14 protein-coding genes and 2 pseudogenes are annotated in these 15447 nt (G+C 66.0%); all 16 read right to left on the bottom strand.

The window, feature by feature from the left end:
- Positions 1–323 (bottom strand): annotated as a pseudogene (locus RT051_RS07700) (hypothetical protein); the annotation flags it as partial.
- 83 nt (positions 324–406) lie between these two features.
- Positions 407–2584, bottom strand: coding sequence for a glycine--tRNA ligase subunit beta (gene glyS, locus RT051_RS07695; protein WP_313074563.1), 2178 nt, complete (start codon positions 2582–2584; stop codon positions 407–409).
- A gap of 219 nt (positions 2585–2803) precedes the next feature.
- Positions 2804–3760: a glycine--tRNA ligase subunit alpha gene (gene glyQ / locus RT051_RS07690; RefSeq protein ID WP_313074560.1), complete on the bottom strand. Its 957-nt coding sequence runs from the start codon at positions 3758–3760 to the stop codon at positions 2804–2806.
- Between the two features lie 113 nt (positions 3761–3873).
- Positions 3874–4851, bottom strand: a complete 978-nt coding sequence (locus tag RT051_RS07685; RefSeq protein WP_313074557.1) for a hypothetical protein — start codon at positions 4849–4851, stop codon at positions 3874–3876.
- Between the two features lie 123 nt (positions 4852–4974).
- The gene (lpdA, locus tag RT051_RS07680) at positions 4975–6381 is read right to left on the bottom strand and encodes a dihydrolipoyl dehydrogenase (protein ID WP_313074555.1); all 1407 of its coding nucleotides are present in this window, start codon (positions 6379–6381) and stop codon (positions 4975–4977) included.
- A gap of 6 nt (positions 6382–6387) precedes the next feature.
- Positions 6388–7791: a dihydrolipoamide acetyltransferase family protein gene (locus RT051_RS07675; protein ID WP_313074552.1), complete on the bottom strand. Its 1404-nt coding sequence runs from the start codon at positions 7789–7791 to the stop codon at positions 6388–6390.
- 1 nt (position 7792) lies between these two features.
- Positions 7793–8803, bottom strand: coding sequence for an alpha-ketoacid dehydrogenase subunit beta (locus tag RT051_RS07670; protein WP_313074570.1), 1011 nt, complete (start codon positions 8801–8803; stop codon positions 7793–7795).
- A 122-nt stretch (positions 8804–8925) separates the two neighbouring features.
- Positions 8926–10167: a 3-methyl-2-oxobutanoate dehydrogenase (2-methylpropanoyl-transferring) subunit alpha gene (locus tag RT051_RS07665; RefSeq protein WP_313074549.1), complete on the bottom strand. Its 1242-nt coding sequence runs from the start codon at positions 10165–10167 to the stop codon at positions 8926–8928.
- 208 nt (positions 10168–10375) lie between these two features.
- Positions 10376–10987: a glutathione peroxidase gene (locus tag RT051_RS07660; protein ID WP_313074546.1), complete on the bottom strand. Its 612-nt coding sequence runs from the start codon at positions 10985–10987 to the stop codon at positions 10376–10378.
- An 87-nt stretch (positions 10988–11074) separates the two neighbouring features.
- A complete protein-coding gene (locus tag RT051_RS07655; protein WP_313074543.1) occupies positions 11075–11806 on the bottom strand; it encodes a class I SAM-dependent methyltransferase in 732 nt (243 codons plus the stop codon).
- Positions 11807–11855: 49 nt separating this feature from the next.
- Positions 11856–12449 carry a GNAT family N-acetyltransferase gene (locus RT051_RS07650; protein ID WP_313074539.1) on the bottom strand — a complete coding sequence of 198 codons (594 nt, stop codon included), beginning with the start codon at positions 12447–12449 and terminating at the stop codon, positions 11856–11858.
- Positions 12450–12536: 87 nt separating this feature from the next.
- Positions 12537–12869, bottom strand: a complete 333-nt coding sequence (locus RT051_RS07645; protein ID WP_313074568.1) for a YnfA family protein — start codon at positions 12867–12869, stop codon at positions 12537–12539.
- Positions 12870–13455: 586 nt separating this feature from the next.
- Entirely contained in the window at positions 13456–14076 is a 621-nt protein-coding gene (locus RT051_RS07640) for a hypothetical protein (RefSeq protein ID WP_313074536.1), read from the bottom strand.
- Positions 14077–14085: 9 nt separating this feature from the next.
- Positions 14086–14142: pseudogene (locus RT051_RS14690) on the bottom strand (hypothetical protein); the annotation flags it as partial.
- Positions 14143–14193: 51 nt separating this feature from the next.
- Entirely contained in the window at positions 14194–14766 is a 573-nt protein-coding gene (locus tag RT051_RS07635; RefSeq protein WP_313074534.1) for a helix-hairpin-helix domain-containing protein, read from the bottom strand.
- Positions 14767–14904: 138 nt separating this feature from the next.
- Positions 14905–15366 (bottom strand): hypothetical protein, encoded by a 462-nt coding sequence (locus RT051_RS07630; RefSeq protein ID WP_313074531.1) that lies wholly within the window; start codon positions 15364–15366, stop codon positions 14905–14907.
- Positions 15367–15447: the final 81 nt, after the last annotated feature.

Here is a 15447-nt window from a genome sequence, read left to right as displayed (position 1 = left end):
AGCGCCGCCGCCAGGCGCCAGGCCGCGCGCGGGCCGCGGCGGCGGCCCACGCGGCGCAGCAGCAGCGCCAGCAGGGCGAGCGCCACCAGCGCCCAGCCCAGGCTGGCCAGCCCGCTCCAGGGGTCTTGCGCGCCGGCGAAGGGCTCGATGCGCCAGGCGGGCGGCAGCGGCGCGCGCTCGTCCAGCCAGTCCAGCACCCAGCGCAGCCCGACCACCGCCGCCGGCGGCCCGAAGGCCAGCCAGGCGCCGCGCGCGCCCGAGCCCGTGCCGCCCGGCCCGGAGGCCGGGACGGGTGGAGGCGCGAGAGGCCTGAGCTTTTTCATGGGCCGTGGCTGCCGGGGTGGGTGTGCGATGCGTGTGGGCCGGGCCGCCGGGATGGCCGCCCTGCCCTCAGGTCTTCAGGTCTTCAGGCCGCCAGGCGCGAGAGGTCGGCCACGCGGTTCATGGCCTGGTGCAGGCGCTTGAGCAGGCCCTGGCGGTTCAGGCGCAGGTCGTCGGCCTCGGCGTTGACCATGACGTGGTCGAAGAAGGCGTCCACCGGCGCGCGCAGCGCGGCCAGGGTCTGCAGGCTCTCGCGGTAGTCGCCGCGGCCGAACTGCGCGTCGGCATCGGGCCCCACGCGCTGCAGGGCGGCATAGAGGTCGCGCTCGGCGGCCTCCTGCAGCAGCGCCTCGTTCACGTGGGCGTCCACCGCGCCGGCCTTCTTGAGGATGTTGGCCACGCGCTTGTTGGCCGCGGCCAGGGCCGGCGCCTCGGGCAGCCGGGCAAAGGCGCGCACGGCCTCCAGCCGGCGCGGCACCTCGGACAGGCGCGCCGGGCGCAAGGCCAGGACGGCGTCCACCTCCTGGCTGCTGTAGCCCTGCTCGCGCAGCGAGCCGGCCAGGCGGTCGTGGATGAAATCCAGCAGCAGCGCTGCCGTATCGGGCTGCAGGGCCGCAGCGCCCTGGCCGGCGAACCCGGCCTGCACGGCCTGCCCGACCAGCCAGTCCAGGTCCAGCGGCAGGTCTTTCTCGGTCAGCATGCGGATCACGCCCAGAGCGTGGCGGCGCAACGCAAAGGGGTCACGGTCGCCCGTGGGCAGGTTGCCGATGCCGAACATGCCGACCAGCGTCTCCAGCTTGTCGGCCAGCGCCACCACCAGGCCGACGTTCTGGCGCGGCAGCGCATCGCCGGCAAAGCGCGGCTTGTAGTGGTCCTCGATGGCAAAGGCCACGTCGTCGGGCAGGCCGTCGTTGACGGCGTAGTAGGCGCCCATCACGCCCTGCAGCTCGGGGAACTCGCCCACCATGTCGGTGACCAGGTCGGTCTTGGCCAGCAGCGCGGCGTTGTCCACGCAGGTCACAAGATAGTCCTGCACCACCTCGGCGTCCTGCGTGCCGTCGATGGCGTGGCGCTCGGCCAGTGCCCCAAACAGCTGCGCGCCAATGGCCCGGGCGATGGCGCGCACGCGCCCGGTGCGCTCGCCTTGCGTGCCCAGCTGGTTGTGATAGACCACCTTGTCCAGCAGCGGCACGCGCGAGACCAGGGTTTTTTTGCGGTCCTGGTCGAAGAAGAACTTGGCATCCGCCAGGCGCGGGCGCACCACGCGCTCGTTGCCCTCGATCACGGCGCTGGGGTCCTCGGGCGAGATGTTGCTGACGATCAGGAAGCGGTGCGTCAGCCGGCCCTCGGCGTCCAGCAGCGGGAAGTACTTCTGGTTCGCCTTCATGGTCAGGATCAGGCACTCCTGCGGCACGGCGAGGAATTCCTCTTCGAAGGCGCAGACCAGCACGTTCGGGCGCTCGACCAGGGCGGTGACCTCGTCGAGCAGCGCCTCGTCCTCGATCGGCTGCACGCCGCCGCCCAGCCGGGCCGCGGCTTCGGCCAGCTGGCGCGCGATCTCGGCGCGGCGCTCGGCAAAGCTGGCAATCACCGCGCCCTCGCCGCGCAGCTGCTGCGCGTAGGTGTCGGCGCTTTGCAGCAGCACCGGCTCGGCCTGGGCCTCGAAGCGGTGGCCGTGCGTTGCGCGTCCGGCCGCCAGGCCCAGCGCCTGCACGCCGTCCACCACATCGCTGCCGTGCAGCGCCACCAGGCCATGCGCCGGGCGCACAAAGTTCACGCTGCTCCAGCCATCGGCCAGCTGGTAGCGCATCACTTTGGGAATGGGCAGCCGGGCGATGGCTTCATCGAGCGCTTTTTGCAGGCCCGCCGCCAGCGTGGCGCCCCGCGCCGTGCTCTGGTGGTAGAGCACCTCGGCCTTGCCGTCGGCCATGCGCTGCAGGCCGGCCACGGCCTCGGGGCCGGCGCCCAGGGCGGTGAGCTTCTTCAGCAGCGCCGGCGTGGGCTGGCCGTCCTTGAGGCCCACGGCCACGGGCATCAGCTTGTGCTGCACGGCGCGGTCAGGCGCGGCGGCCAGCACGCCGGTGATGTGCGCGGCCAGGCGGCGCGGCGAGGCATAGGCCGTGACCTGGGCGTCGGGCGCGGCCAGGCCCTGGGCGGCCAGCTGGCTGTGCAGCACGCCGGCAAAAGCATCGCCCAGCTTTTGCAGCGCCTTTGGCGGGAGTTCTTCGACGAACAGTTCAACGAGCAGGTTGGCAGTGGTCATGATTCAGATTTGATAGCTGCTGGCGCTTGATTGGCAAGGGCTGGAGGCGGTTTTTGCTGTTCTTGCTTTTCCCCGCTGGGCGTGGGCTGGCTTCTTGCTCCTTCCCCCGCTGGGGGAAGGTGGGGATGGGGGCGGCTGGTTCTGACGCACGGTGTCGTGTGGCTGGCCGCGCTGGCCCTCACCCCGCCCTCTCCCAGGGGAAGAGGGAGCAAAACGGGGTCAGGCGGCCTTTTTGCTGCTCTGCTGCCCAGCCAAGCGGGCCAGCTCCGCCAGCACCTCCTCGGCATGGGCACGCGGCGCCATCGGAAAGCCCAGGCGCGCCCGACTGTCCAGATAGGCCCGGGCCACGGCGCGCGCCAGGTTGCGGATGCGCCCGATATAGGCAGCACGCTCGGTCACCGAGATCGCCCCGCGCGCATCCAGCAGGTTGAAGGTGTGCGCGGCCTTGAGCACCTGCTCGTAGGCCGGCAGGGCCAGCTGCTCGGCGATCAGGTGCTGGGCCTGCTTTTCATGGGCATCGAAGGCGGTGAACAGGAAGTCCGCGTCCGAGTGCTCGAAGTTGTACGTGGACTGCTCGACCTCGTTTTGGTGATACACGTCGCCATAGGTCAGCTTCGTGCCATCGGGCGCCTCGGTCCAGACCAGGTTGTAGACGTTGTCCACGCCCTGCAGGTACATGGCCAGGCGCTCCAGGCCGTAGGTGATCTCGCCCGTGGCGGGCTTGCAGTCGATGCCGCCGACCTGCTGGAAGTAGGTGAACTGGGTGACCTCCATGCCGTTGAGCCACACCTCCCAGCCCAGGCCCCAGGCGCCCAGCGTGGGGTTTTCCCAATCGTCCTCGACGAAGCGGATGTCGTTCTTCTTCAGGTCGAACCCCAGCTCCTGCAGGCTGCCCAGGTACAACTCCAGGATGTTGGCCGGCGCGGGCTTCAAGACCACCTGGTACTGGTAGTAGTGCTGCAGGCGGTTGGGGTTGTCGCCATAGCGCCCGTCCTTGGGCCGGCGGCTGGGCTGAACGTAGGCGGCGCGCCAGGGCTCGGGACCCAATGCTCTCAAAAACGTAGCGGTGTGCGACGTGCCGGCGCCGACTTCCATGTCATAGGGCTGCAGCAGCGCGCAGCCGTGGGTCGCCCAGTAGGACTGCAGTTTCTGGATGATCTGTTGGAAGGTCAGCATGGCGGGGAAGACAGGCAAAAGAAAAGGCGCACGACGGGGCGTGCGCGAAGGGGGCATTTTAGGCGTTGCCCCCTGTCTGGGTCCGCCACGCGGGCAAGGGACGCCTCGCCGGCTCAGCTGTGCACGCCATCGATCTCCAGTGCCAGTTCGCTGCGGCAGACGGCCGCGTGCAGCACGATGAAGGGCACGCCCGCCAGCCGTTCGCGCAGCGCGCGCTCCACCACGGGCAGGTCGGCGGCGTCGCGCACATAGACCTTCAGGCGCGTACCCGGGCCGAATGCGGCGGGCAGCGCGCCCTGGCACGCGCACGCGGCCTGTACGAGCGCGTCGAAATTGCGCATGGTCTCGTCGATCTGCGCGGACAGCGAGCCGGCGTGCTGCGAGGCGTGCCCGACCACGGCGGCGGTGCCCGAGAGCAGCAGCGGCCTGCGATCGCCCGTCGGCGGCAGCATGGCGCGCGCAAAGCTGGGCGACTGCGGGCCGTACTGGCGCGGGTAGCGGTAGGCACTGACCTGGCGCGGGTTCTCCAGCGGCGTTCCCGGCACCTGCGCGGCCAGCCAGTAGACCTGCAGCACGCGCGCGCCGTCGCGCCGGCCAATGGCCGTGGCGGCGGGCAGCGTGGCGACGTCGAACGCGCCCAGGCCCTGCGCGCGGCCAACGCAGAACTCGCGGTAGCGCTCGCCGTCGCCCTCGCCCTGGGTGATGGCGTCCAGGTAGTTCCAGATGCGGATCAGGTGGGGAAAGCCGCGCGCTCGCACGAAGCGCGTGAGCGTCTCGTAGGCCGTGCGTGCGGCAGCCGTGATGCCGCCGACGCTCGCCTCATCGACCTCGATCGCGCCGAACAGCCAGGCGCCGTCGGATGACCACTGCACCGCGCCCTCGCGCCCCGACGTGACAGACGCGCCGGTGCGCCAGCACTCCAGCACCGGCGCGCCGAACGGCGCGAGTGGCACGCGCAGGTAGCGCGGATCGCCCGAGCGGGGCGCGTCAGGGCCGAAGCCGAACACGGCCAGCAGGTCGGGCGCGCCAAGCAGCGCGGCAAGGTCGTTGTGGACGTAGTCCACGTGCAAGTGGGAGGGCGCGAGGCTCATGCGTGTGGAGTTTTACTTGTGAAGCGCCGCGATTGTGCCGGGTGCGGCAGCGAGGCGGCGGCGCTGCGCCAATGGAAAGACGGGCCGACCGTAGCCGGCGCGCCGTGACTCCCACGCTGCGCGTCAAATATGCACCGCCCGCCCCAGCGCCCGCAGCGCCGCCTCCTGCACTGCCTCGCCCAGCGTCGGGTGTGCGTGGATGGTGTGCGCCACGTCCTCCAGCCGCGCGCCCAGTTCGATGGACTGGCCGAAGGCCGTTGCCAGCTCGGACACGCCCCGGCCCACGGCCTGCCAGCCCACGATCAGGTGGTTGTCGCGCCGCGCCACCACGCGCACGAAGCCGCCGGTGGATTGCAGCGTCATGGCGCGGCCGTTGGCGGCGAAGGGGAAGGCGGCGTCGATGCAGTCCAGCCCGGCGGCGCGCGCCTCGGCGGGGGTCTTGCCGGCGACCACGACTTCGGGGTCGGTGAAGCACACGGCCGGAATGGCCATGGGCTCGAAGCGGCGGTTGTGCCCCGCGATCTGCTCGGCCACGCACTCGCCCTGGGCCATGGCGCGGTGCGCCAGCATGGGTTCGCCGGTCAGGTCGCCGATGGCCCACACGCCGCGCATGGATGTGCGGCAGTGCGCGTCGATGGCCACGTGGCGGCCGGCCATGTCCAGCTGCAGCGATTCCAGCCCGAAGCCCGCCGTACGCGGACGGCGGCCGACGGCCACCAGCACCCGGTCGGCCGGCAGGGCGAATTCGTCGGCGCGGGCGTTCCTCACATGCACGCCCTGGCCCTCGTCCCAGCCCAGCACGCTGCAGCCCAGGTGCAGCACGACGCCGCTTTTCTTCAGTGATTCGAGCAACGGCTGCGTCAGCTCCTCGTCATAGCTGGGCAGCACGCGCTCGGCGGCTTCGACCACCGTGACCTCCACGCCCAGCTTGCGGTAGGCGATGCCCAGCTCCAGCCCGATGTAGCCGGCGCCGACGACGACCAGGCGGCGTGGCAGCACGTCGGGCGAGAGCGCGTCGGTCGATGACCAGATGGCGCCGCCGAAGGGCATGCTGGGCAGCGCCACGGCTTCAGAGCCCGTCGCCAGCAGCAAATGTTCGCAGCGCACACGCTGGGCGCCCTGCCCGTCTGCACCGCGCACGGTGACGGTCTTGCCGTCCTCGCTCTGCGCCCAGCCCTTGAGCACCTTGACGCCCGCCTTGCGCAAGAGCGCGCCGACGCCGCCCGTCAGGCGCTGCACGATGCCGTCCTTCCAGCGCACGGTCTGCGCCACGTCCAGCGTGGGCTCGCCGGCGCGGATGCCCAGGGGGGAGCCAGCGGCGTGCTGGCGCGCGTGCTCGAACTCCTCGGCCGCGTGGATCAGCGCCTTGGACGGGATGCAGCCGATGTTCAGGCAGGTGCCGCCCAGGCTGGCACCCTCGATCAGCACGGTCGGAATGCCCAGCTGCCCCGCGCGGATGGCCGCCACGTAGCCGCCCGGGCCGCCGCCGATGACCAGCAGCTTGGTCGTGATGTCCTTTTTCTCGGTCATTTCTGGTCACTCCACGAACAGCAGGGCCGGGGTTTCGAGCAGGGCGCGTATGGCCTGGATGAAGCGCGCCGCGTCCATGCCATCCACCACGCGGTGGTCGAAGGACGAGGACAGGTTCATGAGCTGACGCGCCACCACCTGGCCGTCGCTGGCGAACATGGGCCGCTGCACCATGCGGTTGACGCCGACGATGGCCACTTCCGGGTGGTTGATGACCGGCGTGCTGGCGATGCCGCCCAGGGCGCCCAGGCTGGTCAGGGTGATGGTGGAGCCGGAGAGTTCTTCGCGCGCGGCCTTGCCGGTGCGCGCACCCTCGGCCACGCGGGTGATGGCGGCGGCGCAGCTCCACAGGTCCAGGCTTTCGGCGTGGCGCAGCACGGGCACCATCAGGCCGGCATCGGTCTGCGTGGCTATCCCCAAGTGGACGGCCTCGTAGCGGGTGACGGTGCCGGCCTCGTCGTCGTAGCGGGCGTTGATTTCTGGATGCTCACGCAGGGCCAGCACCATGGCGCGGGCCAAAAAGGGCAGCAGCGTGAGCTTGCCGCGCGCGCTGCCGTGCAGCTGGTTCAGGCGCTGGCGCAGCTGCTCCAGCTCGGTCACGTCGATCTCCTCGACGTAGGAGAAATGCGGGATGCGGCGCTTGGCCTCCTGCATCTTCTGGGCGATGCGGCGGCGCAGGCCGATGACGGGGATCTGCTCCTCGCCGTGGCGCTGCACATATTGCGAACTGCCTTGGGCCTTCGGCTGGCCGCCGCTGGCGGCGTAGGCTTCCAGATCCTCGTGGCGGATCTGGCCGGCCGGGCCGCTGCCGTGGACGTAGCGCAGATCGATGCCGCGGTCTTGCGCCAGGCGACGCACGGCCGGCGAGGCCAGCGGGCGTTCGCCTGGGGCGCGCGCGGCGGCTCCTGCACGCGGCGGTTGCGCTATCGGATGTGTAGCTGCCCGCCCTTGCCTGGCGCCGCCTGGAGCCGATTTTTGCCCCTGTCTTACTCCCTCTCCCTCTGGGAGAGGGTGGGGGTGAGGGCTGGCGACGGTGGCTTTGTCAGCCGGTGTACCCTCCGCCACCCGGCCCCCACCCCCGCCCTCCCCCAGAGGTGGAGGGAGCGAAGAGGCGCCCTCCCCCTTTGGGGGAGGGAGTGAAGAGGCACCCTCCTTGAGGTTGCCCTCCCCTTCCACCTCCAGCCGCACCAGCTCGGCCCCGACGGCCAGCACCTGGCCCACGGCGCCGCCCAGTGCCAGCACCTTGCCCGGCACATGCGCCGGAATCTCCACCGTCGCCTTGTCCGTCATGACATCGGCAATCGGCTGGTCCTCGGCCACCACGTCGCCCGGCTGCACGTGCCAGGCGACCAGCTCCACCTCGGCAATGCCCTCGCCGATGTCGGGCATGCGGATCACGTAAATACCCATGTCATGCCTCCTTGCCGACAGCGCGCTTCAAGGCCGCGCCCACGCGGGCGGGGCCGGGGAAGTAGTCCCATTCCTGGGCGTGCGGGTAGGGCGTGTCCCAGCCCGTCACGCGCTCGATGGGCGCCTCCAGGTGCCAGAAGCAGTGCTCCTGCACCAGCGCCGCCAGCTCGGCACCGAAGCCGCTGGTGCGCGTGGCCTCGTGCACCACGACGCAGCGGCCGGTCTTCTTGACCGAATTCACGATGGTCTCCAGGTCCAGCGGCCAGATGGAGCGCAGGTCGATGACCTCGGCGTCCACGCCGGCCTCGCGCGCGGCGCACTCGGCCACCCAGACCATGGTGCCGTAGGTCAGCACCGTCACCTCCTTGCCGGGGCGGAAGACCACGGCGCTGTCCAGCGGCACGCGGTAGTAGCCCTCGGGCACCATGCCCAGCGCGTGCTTGGACCACGGCACCACCGGCCGGTCGTGGTGGCCGTCGAACGGGCCGTTGTACAGGCGCTTGGGCTCCAGGAAGATGACCGGGTCCTCGCACTCGATGGAGGCGATCAGCAGGCCCTTGGCGTCGTACGGGTTGCTCGGCATCACCGTGCGCAGGCCGCAGACGTGGGTGAAGAACGCCTCCGGGCTCTGGCTGTGCGTCTGCCCGCCGTAGATGCCGCCGCCGCAGGGCATGCGGATGGTCATGGGCGCGGTGAAGTCGCCGTTGGAGCGGTGGCGCATGCGCGCCGCCTCGGACACGATCTGGTCCGTGGCCGGATAGAAGTAGTCGGCGAACTGGATCTCGACCACGGGCTTGAGGCCATAGGCCGCCATGCCGATGGCCGTGCCGACGATGCCGCCCTCGGAGATGGGCGCGTCGAAGCAGCGGGTCTTGCCGTACTTGGCCTGCAGGCCCTCGGTGACGCGGAACACGCCGCCGAAGTAGCCCACGTCCTGGCCATAGACGATGACGTTGTCGTCGCGCTCCATCATCACGTCCATGGCCGAACGCAGGGCCTGGATCATGGTCATGGGCACGCTGCCGGCGCCCGGCGCCTGCGCCTCGGCACGGCGCTCGTCGCGCTTTTGCTCCTGCGCGGTCACGGGTTCGGCCTGCTGGAGGGCCTTTGCGGTGTCTTCTGTCGTGGCCATCGTCACACTCCCATCTGCTGGCGCTGCCGGCGCAGGTGCTCCGGCATGTCCTTGTACACACCCTCGAAGATGGTGGCGGCGCTGGCGGCGCGGCCCTCCAGCAAGGTGCCGTGGCGCTCGGCCTCCTTTTCCGCAGCCAGCACCTCGGCCTCCAGCTCTTTCTGGGCGGCGGCGTGCTGCTCCTCGGTCCATTCGCCGATGGCGATCAGGTGCTGCTTCAGGCGTGCAATCGGGTCGCCCAGCGGAAAGCGCTGCCAGTCATCCTGCGGGCGGTACTTGCTCGGGTCGTCCGAGGTGGAATGCGGGCCGGCGCGGTAGGTCTCCCACTCGATCAGCGTCGGGCCGTTGTTGGTGCGCGCGCGCTCGGCCGCCCAGCGCGAGGCGGCGTACACCGCCAGGAAGTCGTTGCCATCGACGCGCAGCGAGGCCACGCCCACGCCCACGCCGCGCTGGGCGAACGTCGTGCCCTCGCCGCCGGCGATCGACTGGAAGGTGGAAATCGCCCACTGGTTGTTGACCACGTTGATGATCACCGGCGCGCGGTAGACGTGAGCGAAGGTCAGCGCGGTGTGGAAATCGGCCTCGGCCGTGGCGCCGTCGCCGATCCAGGCGGAGGCTATTTTTGTGTCGCCCTTGATGGCCGACGCCATGGCCCAGCCCACTGCCTGCGGCACCTGCGTGGCCAGGTTGCCGGAGATCGAGAAAAAGCCCGCTCGCTTGTACGAGTACATGACGGGCAGCTGCCGCCCCTTGAGCGGGTCGGCCTCGTTGCTCATGAGCTGGCAGATGAGCTCGGACAGGGACACGTCGTCGCGTGACAGCAGCAGGCCCTGCTGGCGGTAGGTGGGAAAGCACATGTCGCCCTCCTGCAGCGCCTGCGCGTGGGCGATGGCAATCGCCTCCTCGCCCAGGCACTGCATGTAGAACGACAGCTTCTTCTTGCGCTGCGCCATGAGCATGCGCGCGTCGAAGATGCGCGTCTTCATCATGGCGCGCAGGCCGCGCCGCAGGCGTTCCGGGTGGATGCTGGGCGCCCAGGGGCCGACGGCGCGGCCGTCGTCATCGAGCACGCGCACCAGGCTGGTCGCCAGGTCGGCCGTGTCGGCGGCGGGGGTGTCGGTGGGGGGCCTGCGCACCGCGCCGGCGGGCGAGATGGCCAAATAGGAAAAGTCGGTACTGCGGCCCGGCCGCCCAGTGGGCTCGGGAACGTGCAGCCGCAGCGGGGCGGTATGCGAAGGGGTCATCCACGGTCTCCTGGGCACGGGGTGGCGTGCCGGGGGTTGGACAAGGACACGCGGCGTCAGATCGTGGCGCGCGGTCCCCACGCGCCGAGGGCGCTGTGCGGGATTCTAGGAACGGGGTGCGGGTTTGAGGGCGGAAAGCGGGGAGAACGGGGCGTGCTCCTACGCGGCGGGCCGCCCCTTGCGCCGGCGCCTGGGGCAGCCTGCGCCGTCAGCGCTGCGCCAGCAGCGCCTCCAGCTGCTGCACGAAGGCCTTGTCACTCGGCTCGACCTTGCTGCCGTAGTGCGTGACGCTGCGGCCCGCGCGGTCGATCAAATACTTGTTGAAATTCCAGCTCGGCTTTCTGCCGGTGGCCTGCGCTAGTTGCCGGTACAGCGGGTTGGCATCCGAGCCGCGCACGGCGCTGCGCGCGAACATCGGGAAGACCACCCCGTAGGTGTTGTAGCAAAAGTCCGCGATGTCCTTGTTGTCGCTCTTTTCCTGGAAGAAGTCGTTGGACGGAAAGCCCAGCACCACCAGGCCGCGGTCCTTGTACTTCTGGTACAGCGCCTCCAGCCCCTGGTATTGGTAAGTGAAGCCGCAGTAGCTGGCGGTGTTGACCACCAGCAGCACCTTGCCGGCGTACTGGCACAGGGACTGCGGACTTTCGTCCTGCAGGCGAGGGAAGGTGTGCTGCAGCAGCGCCGGGCAATTGGCTGGGGCCGGCTGGGCCGCCTGCGCAGCAGGGACGGAGTTGGCAGCAGGCTGGGACGCAGCAACCTGCGCCACTGCCGGCACGGTGGAGAGCGCGGCGCACCACAGCGCCAGGGCACGGACAGACATGGACGGAGCTTCCTGCGGAAGGTGGAAGGGGAAACGCACCGATTGTGGTGCTGCCGGCATATGGATGCCGGGCGCCGCCACGGCGCATCAATCTGCCGACTTACCGCTCCAGCGGGACAGCCACCCATGGATCAGCCCCGCCTGGAAAAACGGCACCGGCGCGTCGAACCCACCCGCCTGGATGATGCCCGCCACCCGGCCGGGCGGCAGCACCGCCACGTCGGTGGCATAGGCCTTACGCATGCGCTCCATCGCCTCTGGCGACACATCCGCCGCCGCCATCATGTGCATCCACGCGCGCAGCAGCACCTCGTATGCGGGCGAGCGCACGTCGGACGCCAGATCGGTGCTGGCCAGGATGCCGCCGGGCCGCAGCCGCTGGCCGACCTGGCGAAAAAAGCCCGAGCGCACCGCAGGATCGACCATGAACTGCGACACCAGAAAGCAGGTGGCGGCGTCGAACCTGTCGCCCTGCCCTGCCGCCGCCGTGGCGGGAGGCAGAGTGTCCAGATAGCCCTCGTGCAACACGCAGCGCTGCGCGAAGCCCTGGCGCTGCGCCAGATCGCGGCAGACCTGCAACATGGCGCCAGACGGCTCGACCGCCGTGAAGCGCCAGCCCGGGTGTTTGTGCGCCAGGTGCGCCAGCTCCGCCCCCGTGCCCACGCCGACGCACAGGATGCGCGCATCGGCCGGCAACTCGGCAAAGGCCGCGTCCAGCAGCAGGTGCAGGCAGTCGCGGATGGGCTGCGTTTTGGCCCACTGCGTGTCGTAGCCGGCGGCCTGCTGGTCGAAGAGGGCCTTGATGTCGTCCTGGTTCATGTCGGGTGCTGCCTGTGGGTGATGGAACGTGGCGCCGCGCCAGGCTGCTTCAAGCCGGCGGGCACGGTGCGCCCCCGGCTGCCGCGCGGGCTGCATGACCATTGCGCAACAGACGATACAGGCAGTGCTGGCGCAGTGCATGGCACTGGGGAAGCTGCGGATGGTCGAAGGTGCCCGATGCCTGCATGCCGAGGCGCTCCATCACCGCGCGGGAGCGCCGGTTGCCCCCAGCGGTGAACGACACGATTTCCTGCAGGCCGAGCGTTTCAAAGCCGACATGGAGCGCGCCTGCCGCGGCCTCCGACGCGAGGCCTTGTCCCCAATGGTCGAAGGCCAAGCGCCAGCCGATTTCGACGCAAGGGGAAAACGGCAGCTCGGCTGATGGGATGTGCAGGCCGACAAAACCGATGAAACGGCCTGTATCTTTCAACTCCGCCGCCCAGAAACCCCAGCCGCGCTCGTCGATCAGCGCTTCGCAGCGGCTGGCCATGGCGTCGCTTTGCTCACGAGAGAGGGACGCGGGGAAGAATTGCATGACCCTCGGGTCCGCGTTGAGCGCGGCGAAGGGCTGACGGTCGGCCTTGTTCCACTGCCGCAATTGCAGGCGGCTCGTCTGGAATTCGATCAATTGGGATTTTGCCATAAGGATTTACATGGCGAATATGTCGGATTTTTTGCACCACGCCAGCATTGATTCGCTTCAATATGAGCCGGCGGCGCGAATGAATTTTCAGATCCGCCGTGGTCCAAACATGATGATGCACATGCCCAAAAAGCAGAAACCGACCCCTACCCAGTCCGTCACTGTGGGCTTGATGGCATCCACCACCCAGAGCCAAAGCAAGGCCACCCCGATATAGACACCGCCGTAAGCGGCGTAAACACGACCGGCGGCCTGGGGGTGCAAGGTAAGCAACCAGGCGAATAATGCGAGACTGGATAACGCCGGGACAAGCAACCAAGCCGATTTGCCCTGCCTGAGCCAGAGATAGGGCAAGTAGCAGCCCAGAATTTCAGCAAGCGCCGTGGCAAAGAACAATCCGAAGGTTTTTGCGAAATCGATAAGCACGACTGCCTTTGAAATCCTGAATAATTTTAATTATAAATACAGAGATGAACCATGCGCTTCAGCGCGTCGGCTCTCCCGATTTTTTATACGCGACCACGGCTGCGCTTGCTTGCCAAGGCACCTTCGACACTGGGCACCAGATATTTTTCGTACCATTCGGTGAGGTTTTCGATTGCCGCAGTTATCGACTGCTCGCCCTGAGGCGAATAGGGATCTGCGCCCTTCACGGGAGTCTGCAGCTGCTGCGCCCCGACAAGCTCCGCCAACGCCCCGGCCTGCTGTAGCACATGACTGGTTGGTTGAACGAATGGAGCTGCATCGCCCAGCTAACCTCTCGCCCGAATCACCGTGTACCGCAAGTTCTCTGGAAATGTGTAAGCACTCTGCAGCGCATCCCAGACGGAGGCAGCAGCCGGCTTCCCATCAACCGTCAACGCAACGTCACGTTCATCGTCAGTTATTTTCAACCGATCAAGGGCTTCGCGGGCATTCAGCGCTGAATTTATCGGTTGCCGAATAATTTCCAATTCGTTGTCATCCAGACCCTTGAAATGCCTATCCAGGCGCTCATAACGTGGAGCTAAGCGGCCGCTGCTTGCAGCGGTCCGTTTGAGCGCGCTGTTAGACGCTCGCTTAGTTTATTAATTGTTTCTTCCGACATTGCTTCATAACTTGCGCAGCCGCGATAAATCTCAAACATTTCTGTGCAGTTAAATTCTTGCATCTCTTTGCACATCCTTCGAATCTGACGCCAGTCCGCGAGGGCTGCAACCTGTCTCAGCCCTTTCCGTCCTTTTATATTTGGTTTGAATCGTTTGAACTCTGAGTCTCCAAAGGTGTGAATTCCCCAGCGCGAGTGAATAAGGGCGTTTCTGTACTCTTCAAACTTGGACAGCTGAGAAATTATTCTCCTGAAAATATCGCATTGAGCGAGTTGCGCGTGATATCTCTTTAGATAAAGAGCTGAAAGCAAGTCCAGCTTCTGTCCAAAGCTGAGTGCCGCAGTCATGATCGCAATATTTTCAAAATATTCTTCTTGGTTACCTCTTTTCATAAATACGGCAAGAAACTCTCCAAGGTCGTGCTCGAATCTGTTGAACTGCATCACAAGTAGGCCAATGGAAGTGGCAGTGCGTACGCTTTGAACGTATAGTGATCTGGAGTTCTTAATGAATTCCTCGGGGAGTTTGAATTCTTTCATGTGATCGGTCTAACTAACAAGATAAGCCGCCCGCAGTATGCGGGTCGGCTTGAGCGCCGGGTTAGGACTTGCCTATTGCATAACGTGAAAAAATCTTTATTCTATCAGCTTGAGATTTCATATTGAAAAGGCCTGTTCTGCTTTTTCGAGCGTTTTGCGGCCGATGCCTTTAATTTCTTTTAATATTTCTTTGCTAAGTTTTCCATTGGATATCCTGGCTTTAACGATCTCTTTGGCCGTGGCGCGACTCACATTCAAGACCGCTTCCAGTTCGTCAATCGTTGCAAAATTTATATCTTTTTGGCCACTCTTCGATGGTGCGTTGTGCAAGTATTCGAGGATGTCGGCTACCACTAGATAAGCGTGGAAGATTGCTTTCACAGCTTCAACTTGTGAAACCTCCGCATGCACGCCCTTGTTTGAGAGCTTGTTAGTCTTTTCCATCCAGGCCCCGAGGAAATCAACGTGCGCCTTTGCAAGTTCCCTATTTGACTCGGACTCAATCACTTTGTCCATAAAGGCCCATAGGCGATTGACGTATTGCGCCTGATTTAAAGCGCGACCTTTTGTTAATTCGGTGCTTGCCGGATGCAATTCGTCGGCAAGCCCTTCAAGGAGTCGCCTGCACGTAGTCAGTGCCTGTGACCACTCCTCTTCCTTTTGAGACGAAACAGCTTTGAAAGCCAGCATCAGTTGCTCGGCTAGGGCTGGATTCAGATCTAGAAGCGTGTCGTCGACTGCTGTCTTGAGAATGTCAAAGCAGCTCTTTACCGTCCCCGAGAATTTGAGTTGGTTGTATAGCGCAGAAGCAAACTCGTGCGACTTTTTTCACACATGGTTTAGATGTGCATAGAGATTATTCTTGTAATACGTCCTATCATTGCCCCTCTTAGTACGTACGAGGTCGGCATAGCGCTCTTCCACAAATCCGATGCTGTTATATCCGCCGCCGCTTTCCGCTGCCTTTACGTTCAGTTCATCATTTGTGTAGTGTATTTCGTGCTTCAGCTTCAATGCGCTCAAATCCTTCAGAGCTGCATCTACCGCTTTCTTGCTATTCTCAGATTCTGGATTGTCTTTTTTGGTGAGCGCAGAAATTAAATTCTGTAAAGCCAGGGTATATTTACTTTCCCCCAACTGAATAGCACACCAGACTTGAATATCTGAGTGTTCAAGTAGAGCTGATGCCCTTGAAAGCTTTTGTACGCCAGCCAAGACAGAGCCTTTCGGCGATTCGAGCTCCCTCAAGGCCTCATCAAGGAGGCGAAGTGCTTCAGATTGCGGGGTCATTTTTTCTATATAAGTTTCACGAATTGCTAGGAACTTGTGCAGAGGACTAACGTTTGACATGAGCGGCAAACGTAGGCGGGC

The sequence above is a fragment of the Melaminivora sp. genome (assembly GCF_032059615.1).
GTDB lineage: Bacteria > Pseudomonadota > Gammaproteobacteria > Burkholderiales > Burkholderiaceae_C > Melaminivora.
This window is presented reverse-complemented; position numbering and strand designations above follow the sequence as displayed.